The sequence below is a fragment of the Porticoccus sp. genome, assembly GCF_041592135.1.
Classification (GTDB): Bacteria; Pseudomonadota; Gammaproteobacteria; order Pseudomonadales; family Porticoccaceae; genus Porticoccus.
Map to the genome: position 1 here is coordinate 1 of NZ_JBFHQR010000020.1, position 26935 is coordinate 26935.

The window sequence follows — 26935 nt, forward strand, 5'->3', positions numbered from 1 at the left end:
CATGGCTGCATTTTCTGCCGGCAGCCCGAAAGCGTCCCAGCCCATGGGCTGCAGGACGTTGTAACCCTTCATCCGGTGGTAGCGCGTGAGCACGTCACCGATGGTGTAATTGCGCACATGCCCCATGTGCAGTTTGCCGCTGGGGTAGGGAAACATCGCCAGGCAGTAGTATTTTTCCCGCTCCGGCTGTTCCGTCACGGTAAAGGCTTGGGTTGCCTGCCAATACTGCTGGGCGGCGGTTTCAACTTCTGCGGGGTGGTATTGTTCTTTCATCTGCCATCTTGGTTGGGGGTTGCGGCGCGGGACCGGAAAAGCGGCCAATTATAGGCTAAAGGTGGCGGCAGACACAGCCCGCAAATGGCTACTTGGTTTGCCCTGCGGATGTTTTCGGCACGACTCAGTGACGCTGGCGGCTGTGGGGCTGGCTCCAGGCGATGCCAATTACCAGCAGCAGGGAGAAACCGAGAACGGGCAGCGACCCCCACTTGCTAAAGGGTGTTTGGCCTGTGTGGGGGTTGAGGTAGCCCGTCAAAACTTCCCTGCTGAAGGCGGGGGCGATGGCGACGACCTGGCCGCGGGTGTTGACCAGGGCGGTGATGCCGTCGTTGGTGGCGCGAATCAGTGGCTTGCGGTTTTCCAGGGCGCGCATGCGGGCCATCTGGAAATGCTGCTGTGGCCCGATGGAGTGTCCGAACCAGGTATCGTTGCTGACGGTGAGCAGCAGGTTGGCGTCGTTGGCGGAGCGGGCAACCAGGTCCGGAAAAACGATTTCGTAACAGATGGCGGTGGCAATGGCGATGCCGTTGGCGGTGATGGGCGACTGGCCTGCCGGACCCGGGCTAAAGGAGGACATGGGCAGATCGAAGAAGGCGATCAGCCCCCGCAGCCACTGTTCAAAAGGGACGTATTCGCCAAAGGGAACCAGGTGTTGCTTGTGGTAACTGCCGCTGCCGTCGCCCAGCCCGATAACGGAGTTGTAATAAAGCGGGTCGCGACCATTGCGCGTGGGGATGCCGATGATCAAGGCGGTGTCGCGGTCGAGCGCACTCGCTGCCATCGATGCCAGGAAGGGCTGGACCTGATCGGCGAAGGTGGGGATGGCCGACTCCGGCCAGATGACCAGATCATTGCCCAGCAGCGGCGCGGTGTCCTCCCGATACAGTTCGAGGATCTGGTTCAATTGCGTACTGTCCCACTTGGTTGGCAGGGGCAGGGCCGGCTGAATGATGCCGATGCTGAGCGGTTCCCCCACCGGTTTGGTCCAGGGGAGTGATTGCAGGTACCAGCCGCCCAGCCACAGCAGTATTGCCAGCAGGCCGGTGTTGCTGAAGGTGAATTTTTGCCGGGGCACGGCGGCGATGCCCAGCAATGCCCCGCAGAGCGCGGCAATCCAGCTGATCCCCAGCACGCCGGTCAGGGGCGCCCAACCCGACAGCCAGGTGTCAGTGTGGGCATAGCCGAGGTAGAGCCAGGGAAAGCCGCTGAAGATCCAGCCGCGCCACCATTCTCCCAACACCCAGATGGCCGGGAAGGTCAGCACCATGGCGCCGGCCGAGCGGTTCAGTCCGGCACCGTAGAGGGAAAAGGGCAGTGCAAATACCAGCGCGAGCGCGATGACGAACAGTGCGGTAAGCAGGGCCGCGAGGGGAATGGAGGCCTGGCCGTGGTCGTGGATGCTGACAAACACCCAGGAGACCCCGGTGCCGAACAGGCCCAAACCAAACCAGAAACTACGCCAGAAACAGTCTCGCGAGGAAAGGTCGCGCAGCAGGGTGACCAATCCTGCAGTGGACAGGATGCCGATGGGCCACCAGTTCCAGGGCGCCAAGGCCAGGGGCAGCACGGCACCAATCAGCAGCGCGTAGAAATGGCCTTTGAAGTCCGGCTGGTTCGATGGTGCCATGCAGAAAAGTCATCCGTGGGGTTGCGTGTGGATCAGCTGGCGACGCGCATTTCCAGCAGTTTCACCTGTCGGTTGTCACCCTCGGCCACCCGGAATATAAAGTTGTCGACCCTGACGGATTCGTCCACCTTGGGCATGCGACCGAAGGCCTGGACGATAATCCCGCCTATGGTATCGAACTCCTCGTCACTGATACCGGTGTCGAAATGCTCGTTAAAATCTTCGATGGGCGTCAGAGCATCCACCAGATAGCAATTGTCCTCCTGCGGGCGAATCATGGCGCCTTCGTCCTCGTCGGTCTCATCTTCGATGTCGCCGACAATTTCCTCGAGGATGTCCTCGATGGTGATCAGGCCGGCAATGCCGCCATACTCGTCGACCACGATGGCCATGTGGTAGCGCTGCTCACGAAATTCCCGCAACAACACATTGAGACGCTTGCTCTCCGGGATAATAGTAGCGGGACGAACAACTTTTGCTATGTCGAAATTCTCACGACCGGTGAGAACCAGTGGTAATAATTCCTTAGCCAGCAGAATGCCGGTGATGTCATCGGCATTTTCGCCAATGACGGGAAAGCGTGAATGGCTGGATTCGATCACCAGTTTGAGAATGTCCTCCAGGCTGGCGTCGTGCTGGATGACCACCATCTGGGAGCGGGGGATCATGATTTCCCGGACCTGCTGGTCGGTGACGTGCAGCGCGCCCTCAATGATTTCCAGAGCGTCGTGATCGATGATCTTGTTGTCGTATGCCGCGCGCAGGGTGCTGGCCAGTTCTTCGCGGGTTTGTGGTTCGCCGGAAAAAGCGTGGGCCAGTTTGCCCAGCCAGGATTTTTCCTGTGGGCTACTCGAGTCGTCTTCAGTCATGGGGTGTCAATTGCTCTCGGAAGGAGTCTCTTGGTACGGAGGTGGAAATCCTAGGCCGACCAGTATACGGGTTTCAAGTGTTTCCATCGCTTCGGCCTCGTCATCGGCAAGGTGATCATAGCCGATCAGGTGCAGGCAACCGTGTACCACCATGTGTGCCCAGTGGGCGGTGGCACTTTTCGACTGTTCTGCTGCTTCACGCGCCACCACCGGGGCACAGATCACCAGATCCCCCAGCAAGGGGAGATTGAGCTCTTCCGGCAGATCGGCGGGAAACGATAGCACATTGGTGGGACCCTGCTTATGGCGATACTGCTGGTTGAGCTCGGCGCTCTCTTCGGCGTCGACGATCCTGACACTCAGTTCCGTGTCGCGATCCAGCTCAGCCAGTGCCGCGCTGGCCCATTGCTGGACCAGGTCGCAGCCGGGAACTTGCTGGCTGGAGGAAGCGTTTTCCATATCGAGGGTCAGCTGCGTCACTTGGGTTCGTCGCCCTGGTCCTGCTCGTGGGCATCGTAGGCGTCGACGATCTGCTGCACCAGCGGGTGGCGCACCACATCCTTGGAGCTGAAGAAGGTGAAGCTGATATCCTCCACGTCCTTCAGCACCTGGCAGACATGTAGCAAGCCGGACTGGCTGCGGCGGGGCAGGTCAATCTGGGTGGTGTCGCCGGTGATGACCGCGGTGGAGCCAAAGCCGATCCGGGTGAGGAACATTTTCATCTGCTCCCTGGTGGTGTTCTGGCTCTCGTCGAGAATGATGTAGGAGTTGCTCAGGGTGCGACCGCGCATGTAGGCGAGCGGTGCCACTTCAATGACATTGCGGTCAATCAGCTTGGCCACGGTTTCCACGCCGAGCATTTCATAGAGGGCGTCGTACAGGGGTCGCAGGTAGGGGTCCACCTTCTGGCTCAGGTCGCCGGGCAGGAAACCCAGTTTTTCACCCGCTTCCACCGCCGGGCGCACCAGTAGAATGCGTTCCACCTCATCCCGCAGCAGTGCTTCCACCGCACAGGCCACCGCCAGGTAGGTCTTGCCGGTGCCCGCCGGGCCCACACCAAAGTTGATGTCGTGGGTCTGAACGGCGCGGACATAGCTTTGCTGGCTTGCGCCCCGCGGCTTGATATTGCCTTTCTTGGTGCGGATAACCGTAAAGCTCTCCACATTATCCCCGCTAGACGGGCTCACGAATGCGGTGTTGGCTGCGTAATGTTCCATGGGCGCCTCGGTGTTGGATTGCTGGATGGCGAGGTGCACCTGATCGGGCGTCAGATCGCCGTTGCAATGGGTTTCCTGATAGAGATGTTGCAGTAATTGTCCGGCCGCATGGGCCGTGGCGTTGTCACCGTAGAGCGCAAACACGTTGCCGCGGTTGCGAATTTCGATATTCAGGCGTTGTTCAATTTGCTTTAGGTGTTCGTCGAACTGGCCGCAGAGTGTTGCAAGTCGTCGAGTGTCGATGGGCTCGAGAGTGATGGTATGTGCTGCTGTTTGCTGATTCAAATTTTCCAAATAGGCCGCCCTCTGCGGCTGGGATCAGTCTTTAGCATATCCGCTTTGGCTGGGGCTGGAAATACTTTTGATCGCAGTTTATATACAAAAATGCCACTGTTTGGTTTTGGCTATATGGCGTTACGTTCTTATCAGTTCAGTTGATGCGGCCGCGCAGGGAGTTGGGCAGGGCTTCGGTGATGCACAGTTCGACAAAGCTGCCAATCAGGCCGCGATCATCGCAGGGGAAATTGACGACCCGGTTGTTCTCCGTGCGCCCCTGCAGTTGTCCCGGATCCTTCTTGGAAATGCCGGATACCAGCACGGTCTGTGTGCTGCCGACCATGGCTTGGCTGATGCGCAGGGCATTCTGGTTGATGCGCTCCTGCAGGATCTGCAGGCGCTGCTTTTTCAGCGTCTCCGGGGTGTTGTCCGGCAGGTCGGCCGCGGGGGTGCCGGGGCGGGCGCTGTAGACAAAGCTGAAGCTGTGGTCGAAGCCGATATCCTGGATCAGCTTCATGGTGTCCTCAAAGTCCTTCTCCGTCTCGCCGGGGAAACCGACGATAAAATCCGAGGAAATGCTGATATCGGGGCGAATCTGCCGCAATTTGCGGATTTTTGACTTGTACTCCAGTGCCGTGTGGCCGCGCTTCATGGCCGCCAGTACGCGGTCGGAGCCGCTCTGCACCGGCAGGTGCAAATGGCTGACCAGTTCCGGTACCTGGGCGTAGACCGCGATCAGTCTGTCGGAGAACTCCATCGGATGGGAAGTGGTAAAGCGGATGCGATCGATACCCTCAATGTCGGCCACATAGGTAATCAATTCCGCCAGGTCGCAGATATGGTTGTCGGGCATCTCGCCGCGATAGGCGTTGACGTTCTGTCCCAGCAGGTTGACCTCGCGGACACCCTGATTGGCCAGGTGGGCGACTTCGGCCAGCACATCTGCGGCGGGGCGACTGACTTCCTCGCCGCGGGTGTAGGGCACCACGCAGAAGGTGCAGTATTTGGAACAGCCTTCCATGATGGACACAAAGGCGCTGACCCCGTCTGCGTCCGGTTGCGGCAGGCGATCGAATTTCTCGATTTCCGGAAAGCTGATATCGACGATGGTGGTGCCGTCCCCCTGCCTGCGCTCGGCGATCATCTCCGGCAGGCGGTGCAATGTCTGGGGACCGAACACCAGATCCACGTAGGGCGCCCGCTTGGCGATGGCCTCGCCCTCCTGGCTGGCCACGCAGCCGCCCACGCCGATCAGCAGCTCGGGATTGCGCTCCTTCAGGTGGCGCCAGCGCCCCAGCTGGTGGAACACCTTGTCCTGGGCTTTTTCCCGGATCGAACAGGTGTTGAGCAGCAGTACGTCGGCCTCTTCCGGGTTTTCCGTGGTGACCATCTGGTAGCTGTCCCCCAGCAGGTCGCGCATGCGGGATGAATCGTATTCGTTCATCTGGCAACCGTGGGTGACGATATGCAGCTTCTTTACCTTCTGTTCGGACATGGCTTCTGGCGCAGCTGGTTGATTTGTGAGCAATGGATTGGGCCGCGCATTATAGCGGTCGGCGTGAGGGAAGCCCATACGCAGGTGATTGGATTGGATGAAATTTGCCCAAATTGTGGTATTCTCTCGCCCCCTTGATGAATCGGTGGACAGGCAATTCCTATGGCGTCAGCCCCAATTTACAAAATCATGTTCCTTAACCAGGGCGAGATGTATGAAGTCTATGCCCGCCAAGTCTACCAGAGCGACCTGTGGGGTTTTCTGGAAGTCGAGGAATTTGTATTCGGCGAGCGCACCCAGATGATTGTCGACCCCGCCGAAGAAAAGTTGAAAAACGAGTTTTCCTCGGTCAAGCGCAGCTTTATTCCCCTGCACTCGGTGGTGCGTATTGACGAGGTGGAAAAAGAGGGTTCCTGCAAGGTCAGTGAGGTCAAGGGTAACAGCAATGTCACGCCCTTCCCCTACCCGAATGTCGTGCCGCGGCCGAAGAGCGAGTAACCGCCAGCAGGGACGGGTTACCACGAAAAAGGGCAGCGAAAGCTGCCCTTTTTGTTTGTCCTGCTAGTGCTGCTAGCGGTTGAGCAGCTGGCTGACGGACGCCAGTTTCACCGAGTTGCAGAATACCGCCATGGCCTTGTCGATATCCGCCACGCTGGGGAAGGACGGTGCCAGGCGGATATTGCGGTCTTGGGGATCCCTGCCGTAGGGGAAGGTGGCGCCCGCAGGTGTCAGTTTGACGCCGGCCTCTGCCGCCAACTTCACCACCGCGCTGGCCAGCCCGGGGCGGGTGTCGAAAGAGATGAAATAACCACCGCTGGGGGTGCTCCACTGGCCCAGGTCGGAGGCGCCGAAACTGTCCTGCAGGTGTTTCAGCACGCAGTCGAAACGGGGGCGCAGCAGCTCGGCATGCTCGCGCATGTGAGCCAGCAGCTGATCCATGTCGGCGATCACCCTCAGGTGGCGCAGCTGGTTGACCTTGTCCGGGCCGATGGTGGCGATACCCAGGTGGTTTTTCAGCGCCTTCAGATTGTTGGCGGAACAGGCCATAAAGGCCACGCCCGCGCCGGCAAAGGTCACTTTGGAGGTGGAGCCAAATTGCAGCACGGCATCTTCCGTCCCATGGCGGCGACAGTAATCCATGATATTGGGCAACTCTGCCGGCGTGTCGGTCAGGTCGTGAACCACATAGGCATTGTCGTAAAACACCCGGAAATTGGCCGCCGCCATGGTGCCGAGTTTCGCCAGCCGTTCTATGGTGTCGGCGCTGTAGACGCAGCCGGTGGGGTTGGAGTATTTGGGCACGCACCAGATGCCCTTGATGGACTGGTCGTCGCGAATCAGTGCTTCTACCGCGTCCATATCCGGGCCGTTGTCATCCATCGGCACGTTGATCATCTCGATGCCGAATTCCTCGCAGATGGCAAAGTGGCGGTCGTAGCCGGGCACCGGGCAGAGGAATTTGACGGCGGGTTCGTCGCGCCAGGCGGAGCCGGGACCGTTGAGGCCGAACTGCCAGGCGAACAGGATCGAGAAGTACATCAGTGTCAGGCTGCTGTTGCCGCCGATCAGTACTTCCTCGGCCTTGACGCCGAGAATATCCGCAGCCAGTTTTTTCATGGCCGGCAGGCCGTCGATACCGCCGTAATTGCGGGTGTCGGTGCCGTCGTCAGAGAGGTAGTTGCCGCCGAGGGCTCCATCCAGGGCATTGGCCAGGGATAACTGGCTGGCGGAGGGCTTGCCGCGGGTCAGGTCGAGATTGAGGCCGCCGGCGACAAATGACTGGTGGTTGGCGGTAAGTTCTTGATGCCATTGTTGCAACTGCTGACGGGTTGCCTGATCGACGTACACTGGGGCTCCTTTTGGATGGATAAATGATGTCTGGGGCCATGCTGACAGGGATATTGCGCGCCATCATCGGCGGCGCTGCTTCTGGCAGATGGGTAAAATTTAGGCGGCAAGCATTGTAATACATTAATAGTGCGGGGCGCTTTATCTGCGGTGCCAAGCCAGCAAAAAATATTTGGCATAGGGGCTCGTTGAGTTGCCCCTGATTGGGTGAAGGGGCGGAGTCTGGCGTGCGTCTCTGCAGGGGTTTGCCGATTCGGGATGCCGGGGAACGTTTGTGTGGCGGCAGGTTGTTATGTCCCGTTGAGTCAATCCGTTATAGTGGCCACAGCGGCTTAACTGATCCGGAATTGGCGATAGCTGTGGGTGTGCTCGAGTCCCGGCACAGGGTTCCCTTAGCTGGCGAAGGGATCTTCCGAACCGGCTTGCGCTGATGCCGCAGAGCATCATTTGCCGCGAATACCCTGTACACTGGGCCGGTGCCCCAATATCAAAGACGACAGGCAATGTTTGTCTGTTCCCAGCAAAGGCGACTTCAATGCCGTTCCAACAAAATGATTCAGCTGCCCAATGGGGCTCCCGCCCCCAATCCCCTCCCGATCTCGAACAGCTACTTGAGCGGGCTATCGACAGACTAAAAGGCCTCTTTTCCGGCGGTGGCTCCGGGGGGGAGGGCAGCGGTGGCTCCAGAGGGATCTTCGCGTTTTTTGTACTTTTCGTTGTGGGCGTGTCCCTGTGGTCCGCCTACTACACCGTTCCCAGCGATTCCGTCGCCGTGGTGCAGCGCTTTGGCATGTATCTCAAAGAGGTGCCGCCTGGGCTGCATTTCAAGCTGCCGCTGGGGATCGACAAAACCACCATTGTCCCGGTTAAGCGACAGCTGAAACAGGAGTTTGGTTTCGCCACCCCGGGCGCTCATGATGCCTATCAGGGTGCGCGGGATGGTGCGCGGGAAACCCAGATGGTGACGGGTGATTTGAACGCGGCGCTGGTGGAGTGGGTGGTTCAATACCGCGTATCGGACCCGGTTAAATTCCTGTTTGAAGTGCGTGAGCCCGCTGACACCCTGCGTTCTGTATCGGAATCGGTGATGCGCGAAGTCGTCGGCGATAGAACCGTGGATGAGGTCATTACCATTGGCCGCCAGGAAATTGAGGTAGAGGCCCTGGTCAAGATGCAGGAGCTGTCCACCAAGTACGTGATGGGCATCAGTATCGATCAGGTACAGCTAAAAAATATTAACCCGCCCAAGCCGGTACAGGAATCGTTTAACGAGGTGAACCAGGCGCAGCAGTCCAAGGAAAAACTGATTAATGAGGCGCGGCGGGAATACAACAAGGTGATTCCTTTGGCCGAGGGCGAAAAAGACCAGCGTATTCGAGAAGCCGATGGTTATCGCCTCAAGCGGATCAATGAAGCCGAGGGTGATGTGGCGCGCTTCAATGCGCTGTTTGCGGAATACACCAAGGCACCTGAAGTCACGCGCCGCCGCATTTACATTGAAACCATGCAGGATGTGATGCCAACGATAGAGTCAAAAATCCTGGTGGATGACGGGATGCGCGGTGTGCTGCCCCTGCTTAATCTCGATGGCAAAAAGGGGGTACAACAATGAAAAATATGAAAACCGTGAGTGCGGCGTTGATTGTTCTGGTGGCCCTGTTTGTACTGGCAAACTCTCTTTATACCGTCAGTGAGGTCGAGCAGGTCATCATCACCCAGTTTGGCAAGCCCGTCGGTGAGCCGGTGACTGATGCCGGCCTGAAGTTTAAGACGCCGTTTGTGCAGGAGGTCAACCCCATCGACAAGCGCGTGCTGGAGTGGGACGGCGCACCCTCCGACATGCCGACCAAGGATAAACTGTACATTTCTGTGGATCTGTTTGCCCGCTGGCGCATCGTCGACCCGCTGCAGTATTTTTTGCGCTTGCGCGATGAGCGCAGCGCACAGTCCAGGTTGGACGATATTCTCGGCAGTGAAACCCGCAATGCGGTGGCCAAACACGAATTGATTGAAATTATTCGCACCAGCAGGGATCGCGTACCCCTGCGCGATGCCGTGCTGGCCTCCACCGAGCAGGGGGCCAATATGGGTGCACTGGTGCCCATTGAAAAAGGGCGCAAGCTGGTGGAACAGGAAATATTTTCCGCGGCGGCCGAAAAGGTTGGCGTGTTCGGCATCGAGTTGCTGGATATTCGCTTCAAACGCATTAATTACAACGAGAGCGTGCGACCTAAAATTTACGATCGCATGATCAGTGAGCGCAGGCAGATCGCCGAACGTTTTCTGTCAGAGGGCAATGGCGAGGCTGCCAGAATCCGGGGCAACCGGGTGCGGGATTTAAACAAAATCCAATCTGAAGCTTATCGCCAGGTGGAAGAAATACGCGGCCTGGCCGATGCCAAGGCCACTGAAATTTATGCCCAGGCCTATAATCAAAGTCCGCAGGCCGTGGAGTTCTATGAGTTTACCCGCACCATGGCCTCCTACCCCTCGATTATCGGCGACAGCACCACGATCGTGCTTTCCACCGACAGTGACCTGTTCAAATTCCTCAAGGGTATGAGTGCCGGGGCGAAATAATTCAACCAACAAGTGGATCAACAGATGGGCAAGGAACGTAAAAGTAACAAGGAAGCAAAGAAGCAGCCGGCCATGACCCAGAAAGAAAAAAAGGCGGCCAAGAAATCCAAAGCCAGCGATAAAAGCAGCCATATGGGGTCGCTGTAAAAGTAGCTTAAAGGGGTGTCGGCCCAGTCGAATAGCGATGGTTGCCGCAATGGTGGCCATTGCTCAAAGTGCCGATCAATTTCAGCTGAGGATGGTGTTCCCGACGGCTCATCACATTGAGCCGCCGGGGCACTCCCGTCTCGCGCTTCTCTCCTGGCGGAACACTTATCGCTGGCCAATAAAAAAGGGCTTGCAGGCATCAACCTGCAAACCCTTTGAATATGGTAGCTACGGGTGGACTTGAACCACCGACCCCAGCATTATGAATGCTGTGCTCTAACCAGCTGAGCTACGTAGCCACTGCTCAAATATCGAGGGCGCGAATTCTCTCGATTTTGCCAGGGGTTGTCAAGGCGTTTTGCCGTTCCCAGTTTCGCCGGCGTTCAGCCCTTTCCGGCAATTTCGTGATCCCGGTAATGGGGGTCCAGCCAGCACTGGGGCAGCGGCTCTCCAGAGGGAAAAATCAGCGTTGCCTTGGCGATTTTTTCGGGTTCCTGGGCTTCCTCGCCGTAGTGGTAACAGCCGGAAATCCAGTCCTGGAAGGGATCAAACAACCCCTGCAGCACCACCACTTCCACCAGGTGATTGGTGCCCTTCTCTTTGAGAAACATGGTATCGCCCTCCGTATCCTCTATTTATATAGCACGCGATAGATCGCCCCGGCGTAATCGTCGGACAGATAAATGCTGCCATCCGCGCCCTCTGCAATATCCACAGGCCTGCCAATGACTTGCCCCCCCGGCTGCAGGAACCCGCTGACGAAGTCCTGGCTGCTGATATTGCCCTGCCTATCCCAGTGCAGGGCCACCACCTTGTAGCCATCGGGTTCGCTGCGATTCCAGGAGCCGTGCAGTGCCACCAGGGCCGTGCGCTGGTAGTCCGGGTGGGATTGGCGGCGCAGGAAACGGATGCCCAGAGGGGCGTTGTGTGCCCGGAAGCCGAAGGCCGGAGAGATGCTGGTGGTTAATCGCTGCACCTGTCCCGGCCCGTAATCCGGATCCAGTGCGCCAAAGCCATTGATATAGGGCCAGCCGTAAAAACCGCCCTGCTGGATCAGGTTCAGTTCACAGGGTGGGAAGTCATCTCCCAGCAGGTCGCGACCGTTGTCGGTGGCATACAGCCGGTTGTCCCAGGGCGTCCAGTCAAAGCCGACGCTGTTGCGTAGTCCGGTGGCGAATATTTCTTCACCGCTGCCATCGGGTCGATAGCGTATCATGGCGGCCCGGTGGGGATCGTTCTCCACGCAGGCGTTACAGCTGGAGCCCACCGTCAAATACAGCCACCCGTCCGGGCCAAAATGGAGGGTGCGGGTGCGGTGGTTGCCCCCAGTGGGCAGGTTGTCGATCAGGTGTCGGTATTCCCCGAGCACTGTTCCGCTGGCCCAGTCCACGGCCACGCGGCCCACAGCGTCGGTTTCCGCGACATACAACCAGCTGGTATGGCCGTCATCGAAAATGTCGAGGCCGTGGGGGCGGTTTAACCCGCTCAGCAAGGGTCGTCGGTTGTCGGCCCGGCCATCCCGATCGCTATCGCTCAACAGCAAAACCGAGCCGGTGCGCGGTGAGCTGACCAGCAGCTGTCCGGCCGGGGTGATTTTCAGCAACCTGGCATTGGGCACGTTGTCGGCATACAGGCTGATCTGGAAGTCGGGGGGTGCGACCAGGCTGTTGTGTATATTGCTGCGGGTATCGGCGGGGTTGCCGCTGCCTGTTACGGTGTTAAATAGGACCCTGTAACTGCTGACTTGCAGGCCGGGGTAGTATCGATTGAGTAGTGCCACTGCCATGATCAGCAGCAACAGCAGCAGGGTGAGCAGCTTCAGTGATTTGATCATACCTCATTATAGAGACAGATAGGGGTTTGGGGGGCAGATCGGGGTGGGCGAGGACGACATGGGGGCTTCCCCATGCCGTCAATGTGTTTGATTAGACGTTGAAGCGGAAGTGGATGACGTCGCCGTCGTGGACCACGTATTCCTTGCCTTCCAGGCGCCATTTGCCGGCATCCTTGGCACCCTGTTCGCCTTTGCAGGCGACAAAGTCGTTATAGGCGATCACTTCGGCGCGAATAAAACCCTTTTCGAAATCGGTGTGGATTTTGCCGGCGGCCTGGGGTGCGGTGGCGCCGACCGGGATGGTCCAGGCGCGCACTTCCTTGACCCCCGCGGTGAAGTAGGTTTGCAGCCCCAGCAGTGCGTAGCCGGCGCGGATCACCCGGTTCAGGCCGGGCTCCTCCATGCCCATCTCCTGCAGGAACTCCAGCTTTTCGTCCTCTTCCAGTTCGGCAATTTCCGATTCCAGCTTGTTGCAGATGGGCACGACCACCGCATTTTCCGCCGCGGCAATGGCCTGCACCTGATCCAGGTAGGGGTTGTTTTCAAAGCCGCTTTCATCGACGTTGGCGATGTACATGGTGGGCTTGAGGGTCAGCAGGTTGAGGGAGCGGATGGTTTTCAGCTCGTCCCTGTCGAGTCCGAGCGAGCGCAGCGGTTTGGCCTCATTGAGGTGCGGCAGGATTTTCTCCAGCACGGCCTTCAGGGCGATGGCGTCCTTGTCTTGGCCCTTGGCGGCCTTGCTGGCGCGCAGCAGGGTTTTTTCGACGGTTTCCAGGTCGGCCAGTGCCAGTTCGGTGTTGATCACATCGATATCGGAAGCGGGGTGGATCTTGCCTTCCACGTGCACCACGTTGTCATCGTCAAAACAGCGCACCACATGGGCGATGGCGTCGGTTTCGCGGATATTGGCCAGGAACTGGTTGCCGAGGCCCTCGCCCTTGGAGGCGCCAGCCACCAGCCCGGCGATATCCACGAACTCCATGGTGGTGGGGAGCACCCGCTCCGGTTTGACGATGTCGGCCAGCTTGTCCTGGCGGGGGTCGGGAATGGGCACAATACCGGTGTTGGGCTCGATGGTGCAGAAGGGAAAGTTTGCCGCGTCGATACCCGCCTGGGTCAGCGCATTAAAGAGGGTGGACTTGCCGACGTTGGGCAGGCCGACGATACCGCAGTTAAATCCCATTGTGTGATTCCCAAATAGGTGGTTTTTGTATCAGTGCCAGGCTGGGCTTAGCCGTTGCTGTGCAGTGCTTTCATGGCATTGTTCCAGTGTCCGGCAGCGGCCTCGCCGATGACCCGGATGGCGCTGTCGATGCCCTGGTCGATGAGTTGCTGTTCGTCCAGCGGGGCGCGCCGCAATACGTAGTTGACCACTTCGCTGGCGTGACCGGGGTGACCGATGCCGAGGCGCAGGCGGGCAAAGTCGCGATTGTTGCCGAGTGCCTGGATGGTGTCGCGGAGACCGTTGTGGCCGCCGTGGCCGCCGCCCAGTTTGAAGCGCGCGATGCCGGGGCTGAGATCGAGCTCATCGTGGGCGACCAGTATGGCCGCGGCGGGGATGCGGTAAAAGCCGGCGATGGCCGCGATGGCCTTGCCGCTGCGGTTCATAAACGTATCCGGGATCAGCAGCCACACCGGTTGGCCATCGATGATGGCCTTGGCGGTGGCGCCAAAGAACCGGCTTTCCGCTCTCAGCTCGACGCCGCAGTATTTTGCCAGTGCCGCCACGAAATCGGCCCCGGCATTGTGACGGGTCCGATCGTATTGGGGGCCGGGATTTCCCAACCCCACAATAAGCTGAACGGGCGTATCCAATGTCGGGGCCTGTCGGTCTCGGTGAGGACGACCAGCGGCGCGCAGTTACTCTGCGGCAGCCTCTTCTTCGCCTTCTTCGCCGCTTTCTTCTTCCACGGCACCTTTAGGCTTGTTCACAGTGAAGATGGGCAGGTCGTGGTCTTCGCCGTGGCTCAGGGCCACGCTTTCCACCCCGGAGGGCATGGCGATGTCGGAAATGTGCAGGATCTGACCAATCTGAACGCCGGAAACATCTATCTCAATGTACTCGGGCAGGTCGGCGGGCAGACAGCTGATGTCCAGCTCGGTCATGCTGTGAGAGATCAGACCGCCACCCACCTTGACACCGGCACAGATATCTTCATTGATAAAGTGGAGGGGTACTTTGGTGTGCAGCTTCTGGGTCTTGCTGACGCGCAAAAAGTCGGCGTGCAGTACCACCGGCTTGGCGGGATGGCGCTGTACGTCTTTCAGGATCACTTCCTGGGTGGCGCCATCCACGGTGATGGTGATGATGTGTGAATAGAACGCTTCGTTTTGTAGCGCATGATTCAGCTCGTTGTGGGCGAGGCTGATGTTTTGCGGCGCCTGTGAGCCACCGTAAATGATGGCGGGGACCAGATTGCCCTCACGACGCAGGCGGCGGCTCGCACCTTTCCCCATGTCGTTGCGGACGACGACATTCAATTGAAAATCATTGGACATTGCCTTGACTCCTGATTGTTCCCGAATCAATCCGCGACCAGAACCGAAACGGGGAGTAAAAAACCCTTGCGGGCGTTTAGGTAAACAGCGCCCTGTTTAGTCGAACATGGCGCTGATGGATTCTTCGTTGCTGACCCGGCGCATGGCTTCCGCCAACATGGGGGCCAGGCTCAGTGTTCTGATGCTCGCGCAGTTGCGGGCGGCGTCACTCAGGGGGATGCTGTTGGTGACGACCAGGGTATCCAGCGAGGAGCTCTCAATATTTGCAATGGCCTTGCCGGACAGTACCGGGTGGGTGCAGTAGGCAACCACTTTCTTGGCACCTTGATCTTTCAGGGCGTCGGCGGCTTTACACAGGGTGCCGGCGGTGTCGACGATATCGTCCACCAGCAGGCAGGTGCGGCCCGCCACTTCACCGATGATGTTCATCACCTGGGCCTGGTTGGCTTCCGGTCGGCGTTTGTCGATGATGGCCAGGTCGGTGTTGAGCTGCTTGGCCATGGCGCGGGCGCGCACCACGCCGCCGATATCCGGGGAGACCACCGTCAGGTCTTCATAATTCTGGCGCTCCACATCCGCCAGCAAAACGGGCAGGCCGTAGACGTTGTCCACCGCGCAGTCGAAGAAGCCCTGGATCTGTTCGGCGTGCAGGTCAACGGTCATGACCCGGTCGACGCCGACATTGGTCAGCATGTCCGCCACCACTTTGGCGCTGATGGGCACCCGGATGGAGCGCACCCGGCGATCCTGGCGGGCGTAACCGAAGTACGGCAGCACGGCCGTGATGCGACCGGCCGAGGAGCGGCGCAGGGCATCGATGACCAGCATCAATTCCATCAGGTTCTTGTGGGTGGGTACGCAGGTGGGCTGTACCACGAAGACATCGCGGCCGCGGACGTTTTCGCGGATCTCGACATTGATTTCGCCGTCGGAAAACTGGGACACCAGCGCGTTGCCCAGGTTGAGACCGAGATAACGGGCGATTTCATTTGCCAGCTCCGGGTTGGCGTTCCCGGAGAAAACCATCATATTAGCCACGGCTTTTCTTCCTGATCTGGGCGTTGGTTAAACCAGCCCTGAGGAATATGGCTGGGGTGGGAGGACTCGAACCTCCGAATGACGGGATCAAAACCCGTTGCCTTAGCCACTTGGCGACACCCCAGTAGTCAGTCATCGAACGGTAGTTGCTTCAGCAGGGGGGATTCGTTAACCCCCTGGGCGACAAAGCCCTGCCAGGGTGCCGGCATTTGTTCCAGTACTGATCTGGCATCAGCTTCTGAAGCAAAGCGGGCAAAAAGGCAGGCGCCGGTTCCCGTCAGTCGAGCTTCGGCAAATTGCGCGAGCCAGAGGCGCGCCTTTTTCACCTGGGGATACAGTGCTTCTACCACTGCCTGGCAGTCGTTCCGGCCACCCTGCTCGAGAAAGGCGCGTATTTTGATCGGATGCGTGTTCCTTGTCAAACCCTGATGGGCGAAAATTTTTGCCGTCGAAACCTGGGCGTCCGGGGCCAAAACCAGATACCAGGCCGGGGGGATTTTCACGGCGCTGAGCTGCTCGCCAATCCCTTCCGCCCAGGCGCTGTGACCGAAAATAAACAGCGGCACATCTGCGCCCAGCTGTTGGCCAATGGACATCAACTGTTTCTTGGACAGCTGCAATTTCCACAGGCGGTTCAGTGCCAGCATAGTAGTGGCTGCATCGCTGCTGCCGCCACCCAGTCCGCCGCCCAGGGGCAATTGCTTGTGGAGGACGATATGGGCCCCCAGTGCGCAGCCCGTCGCCTGTCGCAGGGCGATGGCCGCACGGTAGATCAGGTTGTGTTCGGGCGGGACATCGGCCAGCGCCGGGACAACCTCAATGGTGCCGCTGGCATTGACCTCGAAGTCCAGTCGGTCGCCGCAGTCGAGCAGTTGAAACAGGGTCTGCAGGTTGTGATAGCCATCGGGGCGGCGGCCGGTAATGTGCAGGAACAGGTTGAGTTTGGCGGGGGCGGGCAGGGACAGCATCAGTCGGCCACCGGGTTGGGCCGCCAGTTCTTGATCACCAGGGTAAAGCTGTATTCGCCGCTGTTGCCGCGGATGCGGCCGGGCAGAATCCAGCGGTCTACCTGCTGGTAGCGGGAAAACTCCAGTTGCCACTGGGCCTGGTTGAGGGTGGCGAGGGTGCCATCGGCGTTGTGGCCGCTGGCATCCAGTGGCGCGTTGGGTGCGGGGATGCCGCGAATCCAGTACTGCAGCTGATCCACCGGCCACTGCCAGCCAAACAACTGTTCCGTCAGCGCCGCCGGGGAGGGGGCGTAGAGGGTTTCCTTGCCACCGCGCTGGAGTTCGGCGGCGTGATCGTCGCCGAGAATGTGGGTGGCGCCGGCCCCAAAGGGACCGTTCAGCTGCAACTTGAAGCTGCGGTCCGACTGTTGCCAGTTAACCCAGGCGCTGCCGCCATCCCGGCTGTCGCGATAACCCAGTTTGCCCTCCAGTTGCCAGGACAGCAGTTGTTCGAGCTGCCGCTGGTGTCGATTCCAGTCGGTCACCACGGGTGCGGGCTGCGGGCTGTGCAGGGCACAGCCACCGAGTGCCAGCAGGGTCAACAATAGGGCGGCCAGACGCATGGGTTAGTTCGCCTCAAGGCGTTCCATGGTTTGCAGGATGGCGGGGTTGTGCGGGTCCCGATCGAGTATCGCCTGCCACACCTCGCTGGCTTCCTGGCGCTGGCCGTTGACCCACAATGCCTCCCCCAGATGGGCGGCTATTTCGGGGTCGGGCAGTTTGGTCAGCGCATCGCGCAAATGGCGAATGGCGGCTTCATAGTCTCCCTGTTGGTAGAGTACCCAGCCGAGACTGTCGATAATCGCCGGATCGCCGGGGTTCAGTTCCAGCGCCCGAAGAATCAGCTGGTGGGCTTCCTCATAGCGGTCGGTGTGCACGGTGAGGGTATAGCCGAGGGCATTCAGGGCCATGGAGTTGTTGGCATCCTGATCGAGAATGGCCCGCAGGTCCTGTTCGGAACTGGCAAAGTCATTTTGTCGCTCACTCAGCAGAGAGCGGCTGTAGAGCAGGGAAATGTTGTCGGGAAATTGCAGCAGCGCTTCGCTGAGCAGGTGATGGGCATCGCGCAGTTGCTGCATCTCGACCAGTAATTCAGACTCGATCTGGTACAGGGAGGCGGAATACTGGGGGTGATCCAGGCGCAGCTTGCTGAGATACAGCTGGGCGCTGTCCAGCTGGTCATGGTGGGCCATGAACTTGCTGAACCTTACCGCGGCGGGCAGGAGTTTCGGGCCATTGCGCACCTGTCTGTAGTGCAACAGGACGGCTTCGCTATCCCCTTCCTCCTCGGCCAGCACCCCCAGCTCAAAATGAGCCGATGAGGCCATATTGGGGTTCATCGACAATTCCCTGAACAGTTGTTTGGCCTCCTCGTTCCTGTCCAGCCCTTTGCAAACCAGGGCCAGGGTGTAGGCCAATTCGCTGTCCCGAGGGTATTGTTCCATGAGAATAGACAGCTGCTGGTAGGCGGCTTCCAGGTCGTCTTCCGCCAAAAAACGGGCGTACTGCAGCCGCAATCGCCGGCTGTCGGCGATATCTTCCAGGGCAACCCCCAGAAACTCGGTGGCATCTTTTTTTCGGTCCAGCTGGTGCAGCAGCTGGGCCTTGAGCATGATGGCGCTCTCCTTGCGCGGGGCGCGTTCCAGCAGTGTTTCCACCGTCGACAGGGATGCGATGAACTCGCCCTGCTGGCGCAGCAGCATGGCTTGGGTGAGCAGTACCGCCTCATTGCCGGGCAGGCGCTGTAACAGTTGCGGATATTCTGCCAACAGTGCCTGGCGCTGCTCCCGGTTGGCGCCGCCGGACGCCACGGCCAGGGACATGATCGGCTCCTGGTCACCCTGGTCGAGGGAGTACTCTGCGTGGCGCAGCGCTTCCGTCAGGCGGCCCTCCCTTGCCAGGGAGAGGGTGGCGACGCTGCGGGCATCCAGGTTGTTCGGCTCGATACCGGTCCAGAGCAGGGATATTTCCAGCAGGGCGGGGTGGTTTTCCGTGTAGGCCGCAATGCGCGCAGCCCGGGCGACGATACCGGGGTCCCGGGTCGCGCGGGCCTGGATGAGGTAGTTGTTGAGGGCCAGGTTGAGATCGTTTTGCATGCCCGCCAGCTCTGCCACCATCAGGTCGTAGAGGGTCTCTGCGGGAATGGGGCGAACCGGGTATTCGCGGGCCGCGGGTGGTTCTACCGAGGGTTCCGCATCCTGGTGGGCAATCGCTGCATTGGCGGTCAGGTCGGCTGCGCTGCCGGCGGAGCTGGGCTGTGGGTGGGCGCAACCAAAGAGCAGGGCGGTGCATAACACTAATACGGGCAGTGTGTAGCAGGGTTTATTCATACAGGCTGTTTCGTTTTGATGCGCATTCAAGGGTTGCTACCGCTAGTACCGGTCAGTGGCTGGGCAGGGGGCTATTATCGTGGCCACATTGTAGCCAATAACTCAGACAATAAGGAAAGGAGTTTATTGCACGGCGGGGGGATTTCGATAGCGCTTGTCTTTGCAGGTTCAGAATCGGACAATTGCCGGCTTACTGCCAAACGCTGATTTAATGACCATTTTTGCTCTGGGCATCAACCACCGCACCGCTTCTCTCGACATCAGAGAGAGGGTTGCCTTTGCCCCGGAGCAGGCTGTGGAGGCGCTTCAGCAGCTCGCCGGGGACCTGGGGCTCGACGAGGTGGCGATTCTGTCCACCTGTAACCGCACGGAAATCTACGGTTATGGCGAGCGGCCGGACCAGGTGCTGGAGTGGCTGTCCCTGCAGCGCCGAATCTCCCTGCCCCATCTGCAGCGCTGTCACTACCTGTACCGGGACTCGGATGCAGTGCGCCACGTCATGAAGGTGGCCTGTGGCCTCGACTCCATGGTGCTGGGTGAGCCGCAGATACTCGGGCAGTTGAAATCCTGTTTTGCCGTGGCCCGGGAGGCGGGCAAGATTTCCACCCAGCTGAACCAGCTGTTCCAGCAGGCCTTCAGCATCGCCAAGCGGGTGCGCACGGAAACGGCCATCGGCCAGAACCCGGTGTCGGTGGCCTATGCCGCCGTCAGTTTGTCGCAGCAGATTTTTTCCGATCTCCGCGACGTCAGCGCCCTGTTGATCGGCGCCGGCGAAACCATCGAGCTGGTCGCACGGCATTTGCAGGACAAGGGGGTGAAAGAGATTACCGTGGCCAACCGCACCCTCAGTCGCGCCCAGGATCTGGCCCAGCAGTTCGGCGCCCAGGGCATTCTGCTCTCGGAAATCCCCGATTTTCTGCCGCGGGCGGACATGGTGATTTCCTCCACCGCCAGTCAGCTACCCATTCTCGGCAAGGGTGCGGTGGAATCGGCCCTGAAGCTGCGCAAGCACAAACCCATCTTCATGGTGGATATCGCCGTGCCCCGGGATATCGAACCGGAGGTGGCCAAATTGCAGGATGTCTATCTGTACACGGTGGACGATCTGCAGGACGTGATAGATGAAAATATCCGCTCCCGCCAGAGTGCCGCCAGCAAGGCGGAAGAAATTGTCGAGCAAGGTGTAGTTGCCTGGCAGAGCCAGTTGCGCGCCCTGGATGTGGTGGACACCATCCGTGCCTTTCGCAGCAGTGCCGAGGAGGCCCGCGACCAGGAACTGGCCAAGGCCATGTCCGCGCTGCAGTCGGGACAGGATGCGGAGCTGGTGTTGAAGAGCCTGGCGCGCAATCTCACCAACAAGCTGATGCACACCCCCACCACCCGGCTGAAGCAGGCCGGCGAGCAGGGACTCACCGAGCACATCGATCTGGCGCATCACCTGTTTGGCCTGAAAAAGCCCGGCGATGACGGGGCCGGGCAAGAATAACCACCTCGATAACTGACTATTCAAAGAGCGTTGATGAAAGCATCCATTCTGGAAAAATTGCAGCACCTGGCGGATCGTTATGAAGAAGCGGGCGCGCTGTTGAGTGATCCCGAGGTCATCGGTAACCAGAACCGCTTCCGCGATCTGTCCCGGGAATATGCGGAACTGGAACCGGTAGTGAAGAGCTTTGCGGGTTATCAGCGGGTGCAGGCGAACATTGCCGAGGCCAGCCTGTTGCTGAAAGACGCCGACGCCGACATGCGCGACATGGCTCAGCAGGAGTTGAAGGAAAATACGGCTCAGCTTGAAGAGCTGGAAATCGAGCTGCAAAAACTATTGCTGCCGAAAGACCCCAATGATGAGAAAAACGTCTTCCTGGAAATTCGCGCCGGCACCGGTGGCGATGAGGCGGCCATTTTTTCCGGCGACCTGTTCCGCATGTACAGCAAGTACGCCGAGCAGCAGCGCTGGCGGGTCGAGGTGATCAGTGAAAGTCACGGTGAACACGGTGGCTACAAGGAGATCATCAGCCGCATTGTCGGTCAGGGGGTGTATTCGCGACTGAAATTCGAGTCCGGTGCCCACCGGGTGCAACGGGTGCCGGAGACCGAATCCCAGGGGCGGATTCACACCTCGGCCTGTACGGTGGCGGTGATGGCCGAGGCCGACGAGCTGGAAGAGGTCAATATCAACAAAAATGAGCTGCGGGTCGACACCTTCCGCGCCTCGGGCGCCGGTGGCCAGCACGTCAACAAGACCGATTCCGCCATTCGCATTACCCACCTGCCCACCGGTATTGTGGTGGAGTGCCAGGATGAGCGCTCCCAGCACAAGAATAAATCCAAAGCCATGTCGCTGCTGGCATCCAAGTTGAAAAACGCCCAGGAGGAAAGCGCGGCAAAAAGCATCTCCGATGAACGACGTTTACTGGTGGGCAGTGGTGACCGCTCCGAACGTATCCGCACCTATAACTACCCCCAGGGACGGGTGACGGACCACCGCATCAACCTGACCCTCTATAAGCTCGACGAAGTCATGGAAGGGCAGCTGGAGGATGTACTGCAGCCGCTGATCAATGAATACCAGGCGGAGCAGTTGGCCGCGCTGTCCGGCTAAACCGTGCCCGCCGATATTGCCAGCCTGCTGAAGCGCAGCGCCGAGTTGCTGTCGGTCAGTGACAGCCCGCGGCTGGATACCGAGGTACTGCTCGGTCATGTGCTGGGCAAATCCCGCACTTTCCTGTTTACCTGGCCAGAACATCAATTGAGTGCCGCCGAACAGGCCCAATTCGAGGCGCTGTTTGCCCGGCGACTGCGGGGCGAGCCGGTGGCCCATCTCACCGGCAGCCGCGAGTTCTGGTCGCTGTCCCTGGCCGTGTCACCGGCGACCCTGATTCCCCGCCCCGATACCGAATTGCTGGTGGAGCTGGCCTTGCAGCTGCCCCTGCCAGCGAGCGCTGCGGTGGTTGACCTCGGCACCGGCAGTGGTGCCATTGCCCTGGCATTGGCCAGCGAGCGGCCCCAATGGCAAATCGTCGCGGTGGATGCCGCTGAGGGCGCGGTAGCGCTGGCAGAGACCAATCGACAGCGATTGGGTTTTGCCAATGTGCGGGTTCTCCAGGGCGATTGGTTTCAACAGCTCACCGGACAAACATTCGATCTGGTGATCAGCAATCCTCCCTATATTGAGGCAGATGACCGCCACCTGAGCGAGGGCGATGTGCGTTTTGAACCGGCTTCGGCATTGGTGTCAGGTGATAGCGGTTTGGTGGATCTGGCGAGGATTGTTGGCGAAGCCCCCGGCCACCTCCATGACGGCGGCTGGCTATTGCTGGAGCACGGCTGGCAGCAGGGCGAACAGGTGCTTCGCCTGATGCGGGCGGCGGGATTTGTTGAAGTGGCGACCCACCATGATCTGGGGGGGCGGGAGAGGGCTACCTTGGGGCGGTGGCGGCTGGCCCGTTAGAGGTAAGGCTACTTCAGGGTGCGGTACTGGCCGCCGTGAAAAATCAGTGGTTCCAGGGGTTCGTTGCGGAACTCCAGCACTCTCCCCACCAGAATAATGTGATCGCCGCCGGGGTGGCGGTGTTCGACCTGGCACTGAAAGATGCAGGGGCTGTCATTCAGCAGCGGCAGGCCGTGGAGGCCGGGGTTCCATGCCACGTGATCAAACTTGTGCTGTTCCGTGCTGGCGAACAGCTGGGAGGTCTCCGCCTGGCCGCTGTGGAGGATATTCACGGCGAAATAGTCCACCTGCTGAAACAGTTCGAAAAGGCGTGATTCCTTCCCTACGCACCAGGAGACTAATGCCGGATCCAGGGAGACCGAGGAAAAACTGTTGGCGGTCATGCCCCTGGGATTGCCCTGCCGATCGACGGTGGTAATAACGGTGATGCCGGTGGCGAAATTGCCCATGGCGTTGCGCAGGGCGCGGGTGGCGTCGTGGCTCATTGTACTTATCTCTGGGACTGGGGTGGCACAGCGCAAAGGGTAACCCAAGTGCCAGCGCTCATACAGGGCAAAACCCGTTATTCACCAAAACTGACAGTCTGGTAGCGCCAGGCCTTCAGTTTGTCAGGGGCAATAGTCGGGGGCATACCCGCTTTCAATTTAAGCTGGTCGAGGAATTGCTGTTTGTCCGGCAGGCTGGCCCAGACACTGGGCAGGAACGTGGCGCGATGGCTGCCGGCCTCGATAATCAGTCCGTCCTCGCCAATTCGCAGTTGCTCCAGCAGTTGTGGTTCGGTGTTGAAGGTCAGCGGGGTGGGGGCGGTCAGCACGGAGATGTCGAGTACGATTTCCGCCTCCTCGTCCAGACTGAGGGGGGGGAAGCGGGGATCGTCCACGGCCGCGGCGGCAGCGTGGTGAACCACGTCGACCACCAGGGACTGGCGGGCTTCCAGCGCGCCGATGCAGCCGCGCAGTTTGCCGCGGATTTTCAGGGTGACAAAACTGGCTGCCAGCTGGCGCAGGGCGGGGCTGAATGCCGTCTCGTCGATACTGAGGTCGCGGTCAAACAGCAAGCGCACGCGAATACTCTCCCGCGCCAGGGATAGCAAGGTCTGCTGGTCATCGCCGCTGAGTTCAATAAAGGGCATAGGCGCCGTATCCTACCACGCGATCCCGGTCACCCGCGGTGTCTCCGGAATTTCTCAGATCCAGTGTCGTCATCGACAGTTGTTTTTCTTTTGCCAGCGACAGCAGGCCGTTGATGCCGTTGCAGCCGCAGGCCCGGTTGCCATCCAGTTGAGCGCTAAAGGACGCGATCATGGCGGTGGTCTGCCGGTCCAGCTGCTGTGCCGCCGGGTAGCCGTGATAGTGACTGAGATCGGAGCTGATCACAATCAGTGTTTCATCGCCGCCCCAGCAGGCGCGCAATACCGCTGCCACCTGGTCTGTGCCGGCGTCGCCCACCACCAGTGGCAGCAACTGGAAGTTCTCCAGCGTCCTTTGCAGGAACGGCAGTTGCACTTCCAGGCTGTGCTCCCACTGATGGGCGTCCTCGCGGATACTGACCAGCGATTGTTGCACCAGGCTGTCGATGCCCTCCCGGTCTATGACGATGTCCCCGAGGGGGGTGCGAAACAGGTGGTCCGACGGGGCCGCTAGCCCCCGCAGCGGCACGCGGTGGGAGGGCCCCAGCAGCACCACCCGGTTGATCTGTTTGGCCAGGGGGCTGAGCAAACGGTAGGCGCTGGCAGCGATTGGCCCTGAATAGATATAACCGGCGTGGGGCACGATCAGCGCCTTGGGGCGCAGGGCCGCGCTGTCCCCGCTGGCCAGCAGGTCATCCACCTGGCGCTGTAACAGCATGGGGTTGTCCGGATAAAAGGAACCCGCCACGGCGGGTTGTCGTATCAGCATCTCGATGGCTCCTCCTCTCAACGGCGCACAAGTGGGCGCAACATAACCTGCTATATATAAGTTATAGAAAATTTTTCAAAGATGAGGGCTGCGTTATGGCCACAGAGGCCACGTCTCCACCGGTGACATTCCCTACCCGCTACTGGCACGCCCTCGAGGACGGCCGGCTGCAGTGTGATGTGTGCCCGCGGGAGTGCCGCCTGCACGAGGGCCAGCGCGGTCTCTGCTATGTGCGGGGCCGGGAGGGTGATGAAATCGTCCTCTATACCTATGGCCGCTCCAGTGGTTTTTGTATCGACCCGATTGAGAAAAAACCGCTCAACCATTTTCTGCCGGGCTCCTCGGTATTGTCCTTCGGCACCGCCGGTTGCAACCTGGCCTGCAAGTTTTGCCAGAACTGGGATATGAGCAAGTCCCGGGAAATGGACACCCTGGCCGATGCGGCGATGCCGCAGCGGCTGGCGGAAACCGCCGTGGAACTGGGCTGCCGCAGCATTGCCTTTACCTATAATGACCCGGTGATTTTTATGGAGTACGCCATCGATGTGGCCAGGGCCTGTAAACCGCTGGGCGTCAAAACCGTGGCCGTCAGTGCCGGCTATATCAACGATGAGCCGCGGCGGGAATTCTTTCCCTACATGGATGCCGCGAACATCGACCTGAAAGCCTTTAGTGAATCCTTTTATCACAGGATCTGCGGCGGTCATCTGCAGAACATTCTCGAAACGCTGGAATACATCGCCCATGAGACAGATGTCTGGCTGGAGTTGACCACCCTGCTGATTCCCGGCGAGAACGACTCGGACGCCGAGCTGGATGCCATGACCCGCTGGGTGGTGGACAAGCTGGGTGCCGATGTGCCGATGCACTTCACAGCCTTTCATCCCGACTGGAAAATGCGGGACATCCCTCCCACCCCGCCGGAGACCCTGACCCGCGCACGCCAGATTGCCATGGGCAACGGTGTGCACTACGCCTACACCGGCAATGTCCACGACACCGTGGGCGGTAGCACCTTCTGTCCCGCCTGTCACGAGCGGGTGATTGAGCGCGACTGGTACCAGCTCGGTTTTTGGGGATTGACCCCGACCGGTTGCTGCCATGCCTGTGGCGCAGCCATTGCCGGGATGTTTGAGGGCGAACCGGGCAGTTGGGGGCCGAAGCGGGTGCCCGTGCGGTTGCTGCGCTGAGCAGTGGAGCGCGGGATTCTTACCGATAACCGGGTTCGGCAGAGGTGGTTGGCGGCCCCGCAAGGATGGCCACGCGCGAATCCATTGGCCGTGCTATAATCCGGCTCCTTTCAAGCACAGGCCGCGCGCGGCTACTATTCTGTTGGCAGTAATATGAGTGAACAAAATCAACCCCCATCTGGTGATCACCAGACATCCCAATCCGGTCAACGCAGCCGTCGCCGCCGCAGCGGCCGGGGCCGCAAGCCCGCCGATGTAACCGGCTGGGATCTTTCCCAGTTCGAGGTTCCCGCGGAGCCGGGCAAACTGCGTTTCCACGATATGGGTCTGCCGGAGTCGGTGATGCACGGCATCGCTGACCTCGGCTTCAAGTATTGCTCGCCGATCCAGGCCCGCTCCCTGCCATTCAGTCTGAGAGCCCACGATGTGGTGGGTAAAGCCCAGACTGGCACCGGTAAAACCGCGGCGTTTCTGGTGACGATCCTCACTGAGCTGCTCAATCATCCAGTGGATGACGAGCGCTATGCCGGTGAGACCCGCGCGCTGATCATTGCGCCCACCCGCGAACTGGTGATGCAGATTGCCGACGATGCCAGGGCATTGTGCAAGTACACGGATTTGCATGTGCACACCCTGGTGGGCGGCATGGACTACGACAAACAGAAACGCCATCTCGCCGAGAACCTGTGCGATATCCTGGTGGCGACACCGGGCCGCCTGCTGGATTTTGCCGGCAGTCGCGATGTTTATCTGGACCGGGTGGAAATCCTGGTGCTGGATGAGGCGGACCGCATGCTGGATATGGGCTTTATTCCCCAGGTTCGTCGCATCGTGAGATTGACCCCCAGCCGCGACCATCGACAGACGCTGTTTTTCTCCGCCACCTTTACCCCGGAAGTGCTCAATCTGGCGGAGCAATGGACTATCGATGCGGTCAGTGTCGAAATCGAACCGGAAAATGTGGCCACCGACTCGGTCGACCAGAAGGTCTACATTACCTCGGCGGAGGAAAAATTCCGGCTGCTCTACAACATCATCCGCCAGGAAGAGGTGGAGAGTGTGATTGTGTTTGCCAACCGCCGCGACCAGTGTCGCCGCTTGCAGGAAAAGCTCAAGGGCAAGGGCTTCAGTGTCGGCCTGCTGTCAGGGGATGTGCCCCAGAACAAGCGCGTCAAAACCCTCGATGACTTCAAGTCCGGCAAAATTAAGATACTGGTTGCCACGGATGTGGCCGGTCGCGGTATCCACATTGACGGCATCAGTCACGTGGTCAATTACACCCTGCCGGAAGAATCGGAAGATTACGTGCACCGCATTGGCCGCACCGGTCGCGCCGGACGCGGCGGCCAGGCC

28 protein-coding genes and 2 tRNA genes are annotated in these 26935 nt (G+C 59.7%); 9 read left to right on the top strand and 21 right to left on the bottom strand.

Going from position 1 to position 26935, the window contains the following annotated elements:
• The 6 genes from ABY948_RS03580 to miaB all read right to left on the bottom strand — a co-directional run.
• The coding region (locus ABY948_RS03580) for a class I tRNA ligase family protein (protein WP_461481145.1) at positions 1-273 on the bottom strand (273 nt) is incomplete at its 3' end.
• A gap of 124 nt (positions 274-397) precedes the next feature.
• Positions 398-1903 (bottom strand): apolipoprotein N-acyltransferase, encoded by a 1506-nt coding sequence (gene lnt, locus ABY948_RS03585; RefSeq protein ID WP_461481146.1) that lies wholly within the window; start codon positions 1901-1903, stop codon positions 398-400.
• A gap of 32 nt (positions 1904-1935) precedes the next feature.
• A complete protein-coding gene (locus ABY948_RS03590; protein ID WP_461481147.1) occupies positions 1936-2772 on the bottom strand; it encodes an HlyC/CorC family transporter in 837 nt (278 codons plus the stop codon).
• A gap of 6 nt (positions 2773-2778) precedes the next feature.
• Entirely contained in the window at positions 2779-3252 is a 474-nt protein-coding gene (gene ybeY, locus ABY948_RS03595) for an rRNA maturation RNase YbeY (RefSeq protein WP_461481148.1), read from the bottom strand.
• Positions 3249-4274, bottom strand: coding sequence for a PhoH family protein (locus ABY948_RS03600; RefSeq protein ID WP_461481171.1), 1026 nt, complete (start codon positions 4272-4274; stop codon positions 3249-3251). Before ABY948_RS03600 ends, ybeY begins: the two co-directional genes overlap by 4 nt.
• A 145-nt stretch (positions 4275-4419) precedes the next feature.
• Complete coding sequence (gene miaB, locus ABY948_RS03605; RefSeq protein ID WP_461481149.1) at positions 4420-5760, bottom strand: tRNA (N6-isopentenyl adenosine(37)-C2)-methylthiotransferase MiaB; 1341 nt, start codon at positions 5758-5760, stop codon at positions 4420-4422.
• A 162-nt stretch (positions 5761-5922) separates the two neighbouring features.
• Between miaB and ABY948_RS03610 the strand changes: the two genes are divergently transcribed.
• A complete protein-coding gene (locus tag ABY948_RS03610) occupies positions 5923-6258 on the top strand; it encodes a DUF1820 family protein (RefSeq protein ID WP_461481150.1) in 336 nt (111 codons plus the stop codon).
• Between the two features lie 72 nt (positions 6259-6330).
• Here the strand turns inward: ABY948_RS03610 and ABY948_RS03615 are convergent, their stop codons facing one another.
• A complete protein-coding gene (locus ABY948_RS03615) occupies positions 6331-7608 on the bottom strand; it encodes an aminotransferase class I/II-fold pyridoxal phosphate-dependent enzyme (protein WP_461481151.1) in 1278 nt (425 codons plus the stop codon).
• 535 nt (positions 7609-8143) lie between these two features.
• Here ABY948_RS03615 and hflK point away from each other — a divergent pair.
• From hflK to ABY948_RS03630, 3 genes are read left to right on the top strand one after another with little or no spacing between them, the layout of a single operon-like run.
• A complete protein-coding gene (hflK, locus tag ABY948_RS03620) occupies positions 8144-9220 on the top strand; it encodes an FtsH protease activity modulator HflK (RefSeq protein ID WP_461481152.1) in 1077 nt (358 codons plus the stop codon).
• Positions 9217-10188 (top strand): protease modulator HflC, encoded by a 972-nt coding sequence (gene hflC / locus ABY948_RS03625; RefSeq protein WP_461481153.1) that lies wholly within the window; start codon positions 9217-9219, stop codon positions 10186-10188. Before hflK ends, hflC begins: the two co-directional genes overlap by 4 nt.
• A gap of 24 nt (positions 10189-10212) precedes the next feature.
• Entirely contained in the window at positions 10213-10335 is a 123-nt protein-coding gene (locus ABY948_RS03630) for a hypothetical protein (protein ID WP_461481154.1), read from the top strand.
• Positions 10336-10557: 222 nt separating this feature from the next.
• Here the strand turns inward: ABY948_RS03630 and ABY948_RS03635 are convergent.
• From ABY948_RS03635 to ABY948_RS03685, 11 genes are all read right to left on the bottom strand, one after another.
• Positions 10558-10634 (bottom strand) — tRNA-Met (locus ABY948_RS03635).
• 84 nt (positions 10635-10718) lie between these two features.
• A complete protein-coding gene (locus ABY948_RS03640; protein ID WP_461481155.1) occupies positions 10719-10946 on the bottom strand; it encodes an acetyltransferase in 228 nt (75 codons plus the stop codon).
• A gap of 20 nt (positions 10947-10966) precedes the next feature.
• Positions 10967-12169, bottom strand: a complete 1203-nt coding sequence (locus ABY948_RS03645; RefSeq protein ID WP_461481156.1) for a PQQ-dependent sugar dehydrogenase — start codon at positions 12167-12169, stop codon at positions 10967-10969.
• Between the two features lie 91 nt (positions 12170-12260).
• Positions 12261-13352 carry a redox-regulated ATPase YchF gene (gene ychF, locus ABY948_RS03650; protein WP_461481157.1) on the bottom strand — a complete coding sequence of 364 codons (1092 nt, stop codon included), beginning with the start codon at positions 13350-13352 and terminating at the stop codon, positions 12261-12263.
• A gap of 47 nt (positions 13353-13399) precedes the next feature.
• Positions 13400-13984, bottom strand: coding sequence for an aminoacyl-tRNA hydrolase (gene pth / locus ABY948_RS03655; protein ID WP_461481158.1), 585 nt, complete (start codon positions 13982-13984; stop codon positions 13400-13402).
• Positions 13985-14029: 45 nt separating this feature from the next.
• Positions 14030-14668: a 50S ribosomal protein L25/general stress protein Ctc gene (locus ABY948_RS03660; RefSeq protein WP_461481159.1), complete on the bottom strand. Its 639-nt coding sequence runs from the start codon at positions 14666-14668 to the stop codon at positions 14030-14032.
• 96 nt (positions 14669-14764) lie between these two features.
• Complete coding sequence (locus tag ABY948_RS03665; protein WP_461481172.1) at positions 14765-15697, bottom strand: ribose-phosphate pyrophosphokinase; 933 nt, start codon at positions 15695-15697, stop codon at positions 14765-14767.
• A 57-nt stretch (positions 15698-15754) separates the two neighbouring features.
• Positions 15755-15830: transfer RNA gene (locus ABY948_RS03670), tRNA-Gln, on the bottom strand.
• Positions 15831-15834: 4 nt separating this feature from the next.
• Positions 15835-16674 (bottom strand): 4-(cytidine 5'-diphospho)-2-C-methyl-D-erythritol kinase, encoded by an 840-nt coding sequence (ispE, locus tag ABY948_RS03675; RefSeq protein ID WP_461481160.1) that lies wholly within the window; start codon positions 16672-16674, stop codon positions 15835-15837.
• The gene (lolB, locus tag ABY948_RS03680) at positions 16674-17276 is read right to left on the bottom strand and encodes a lipoprotein insertase outer membrane protein LolB (RefSeq protein ID WP_461481161.1); all 603 of its coding nucleotides are present in this window, start codon (positions 17274-17276) and stop codon (positions 16674-16676) included. Before lolB ends, ispE begins: the two co-directional genes overlap by 1 nt.
• A gap of 3 nt (positions 17277-17279) precedes the next feature.
• On the bottom strand, positions 17280-19043 hold the full coding sequence (locus ABY948_RS03685; protein ID WP_461481162.1) for a tetratricopeptide repeat protein: 1764 nt from the start codon (positions 19041-19043) through the stop codon (positions 17280-17282).
• Positions 19044-19254: 211 nt separating this feature from the next.
• Between ABY948_RS03685 and hemA the strand changes: the two genes are divergently transcribed.
• The 3 genes from hemA to prmC are packed head-to-tail and all read left to right on the top strand — an operon-like array spanning position 19255 to position 22494.
• Positions 19255-20529: a glutamyl-tRNA reductase gene (hemA, locus tag ABY948_RS03690; RefSeq protein ID WP_461481163.1), complete on the top strand. Its 1275-nt coding sequence runs from the start codon at positions 19255-19257 to the stop codon at positions 20527-20529.
• 33 nt (positions 20530-20562) lie between these two features.
• Positions 20563-21645, top strand: a complete 1083-nt coding sequence (gene prfA, locus ABY948_RS03695; protein ID WP_461481164.1) for a peptide chain release factor 1 — start codon at positions 20563-20565, stop codon at positions 21643-21645.
• 3 nt (positions 21646-21648) lie between these two features.
• Positions 21649-22494: a peptide chain release factor N(5)-glutamine methyltransferase gene (prmC, locus tag ABY948_RS03700; RefSeq protein WP_461481165.1), complete on the top strand. Its 846-nt coding sequence runs from the start codon at positions 21649-21651 to the stop codon at positions 22492-22494.
• Between the two features lie 8 nt (positions 22495-22502).
• Here the strand turns inward: prmC and ABY948_RS03705 are convergent, their stop codons facing one another.
• From ABY948_RS03705 to amrB, 3 genes are all read right to left on the bottom strand, one after another.
• The gene (locus ABY948_RS03705) at positions 22503-22979 is read right to left on the bottom strand and encodes a flavin reductase family protein (protein WP_461481166.1); all 477 of its coding nucleotides are present in this window, start codon (positions 22977-22979) and stop codon (positions 22503-22505) included.
• Between the two features lie 77 nt (positions 22980-23056).
• Positions 23057-23626, bottom strand: a complete 570-nt coding sequence (amrA, locus tag ABY948_RS03710) for an AmmeMemoRadiSam system protein A (protein WP_461481167.1) — start codon at positions 23624-23626, stop codon at positions 23057-23059.
• Positions 23613-24392: an AmmeMemoRadiSam system protein B gene (gene amrB, locus ABY948_RS03715; protein ID WP_461481168.1), complete on the bottom strand. Its 780-nt coding sequence runs from the start codon at positions 24390-24392 to the stop codon at positions 23613-23615. The genes amrA and amrB overlap by 14 nt, the downstream gene beginning before the upstream one ends.
• A 95-nt stretch (positions 24393-24487) precedes the next feature.
• On the opposite strand from amrB, the gene amrS reads away from it, so the two are divergent.
• Together amrS and rhlB are read left to right on the top strand one after the other, a co-directional pair.
• Positions 24488-25582 carry an AmmeMemoRadiSam system radical SAM enzyme gene (gene amrS / locus ABY948_RS03720; protein ID WP_461481169.1) on the top strand — a complete coding sequence of 365 codons (1095 nt, stop codon included), beginning with the start codon at positions 24488-24490 and terminating at the stop codon, positions 25580-25582.
• A gap of 153 nt (positions 25583-25735) precedes the next feature.
• On the top strand, positions 25736-26935 hold a 1200-nt coding region (gene rhlB / locus ABY948_RS03725; RefSeq protein WP_461481170.1), incomplete at its 3' end, for an ATP-dependent RNA helicase RhlB.

Coding starts and splice junctions, on each gene's coding strand:
- ABY948_RS03660 (WP_461481159.1), bottom strand. CDS start 14,668: ATGTCCAATGATTTTCAATTGAATGTCGTCGTCCGCAACGACATGGGG.
- ispE (WP_461481160.1), bottom strand. CDS start 16,674: ATGCTGTCCCTGCCCGCCCCCGCCAAACTCAACCTGTTCCTGCACATT.
- ABY948_RS03590 (WP_461481147.1), bottom strand. CDS start 2,772: ATGACTGAAGACGACTCGAGTAGCCCACAGGAAAAATCCTGGCTGGGC.
- ABY948_RS03610 (WP_461481150.1), top strand. CDS start 5,923: ATGGCGTCAGCCCCAATTTACAAAATCATGTTCCTTAACCAGGGCGAG.
- amrB (WP_461481168.1), bottom strand. CDS start 24,392: ATGCTGATACGACAACCCGCCGTGGCGGGTTCCTTTTATCCGGACAAC.
- ABY948_RS03665 (WP_461481172.1), bottom strand. CDS start 15,697: ATGATGGTTTTCTCCGGGAACGCCAACCCGGAGCTGGCAAATGAAATC.
- amrA (WP_461481167.1), bottom strand. CDS start 23,626: ATGCCCTTTATTGAACTCAGCGGCGATGACCAGCAGACCTTGCTATCC.
- prfA (WP_461481164.1), top strand. CDS start 20,563: ATGAAAGCATCCATTCTGGAAAAATTGCAGCACCTGGCGGATCGTTAT.
- miaB (WP_461481149.1), bottom strand. CDS start 5,760: ATGTCCGAACAGAAGGTAAAGAAGCTGCATATCGTCACCCACGGTTGC.
- ABY948_RS03685 (WP_461481162.1), bottom strand. CDS start 19,043: ATGAATAAACCCTGCTACACACTGCCCGTATTAGTGTTATGCACCGCC.
- ABY948_RS03645 (WP_461481156.1), bottom strand. CDS start 12,169: ATGATCAAATCACTGAAGCTGCTCACCCTGCTGCTGTTGCTGCTGATC.
- amrS (WP_461481169.1), top strand. CDS start 24,488: ATGGCCACAGAGGCCACGTCTCCACCGGTGACATTCCCTACCCGCTAC.
- hflC (WP_461481153.1), top strand. CDS start 9,217: ATGAAAAATATGAAAACCGTGAGTGCGGCGTTGATTGTTCTGGTGGCC.
- ABY948_RS03705 (WP_461481166.1), bottom strand. CDS start 22,979: ATGAGCCACGACGCCACCCGCGCCCTGCGCAACGCCATGGGCAATTTC.
- lnt (WP_461481146.1), bottom strand. CDS start 1,903: ATGGCACCATCGAACCAGCCGGACTTCAAAGGCCATTTCTACGCGCTG.
- ABY948_RS03630 (WP_461481154.1), top strand. CDS start 10,213: ATGGGCAAGGAACGTAAAAGTAACAAGGAAGCAAAGAAGCAGCCGGCC.
- ABY948_RS03640 (WP_461481155.1), bottom strand. CDS start 10,946: ATGTTTCTCAAAGAGAAGGGCACCAATCACCTGGTGGAAGTGGTGGTG.
- hflK (WP_461481152.1), top strand. CDS start 8,144: ATGCCGTTCCAACAAAATGATTCAGCTGCCCAATGGGGCTCCCGCCCC.
- hemA (WP_461481163.1), top strand. CDS start 19,255: ATGACCATTTTTGCTCTGGGCATCAACCACCGCACCGCTTCTCTCGAC.
- lolB (WP_461481161.1), bottom strand. CDS start 17,276: ATGCGTCTGGCCGCCCTATTGTTGACCCTGCTGGCACTCGGTGGCTGT.
- ychF (WP_461481157.1), bottom strand. CDS start 13,352: ATGGGATTTAACTGCGGTATCGTCGGCCTGCCCAACGTCGGCAAGTCC.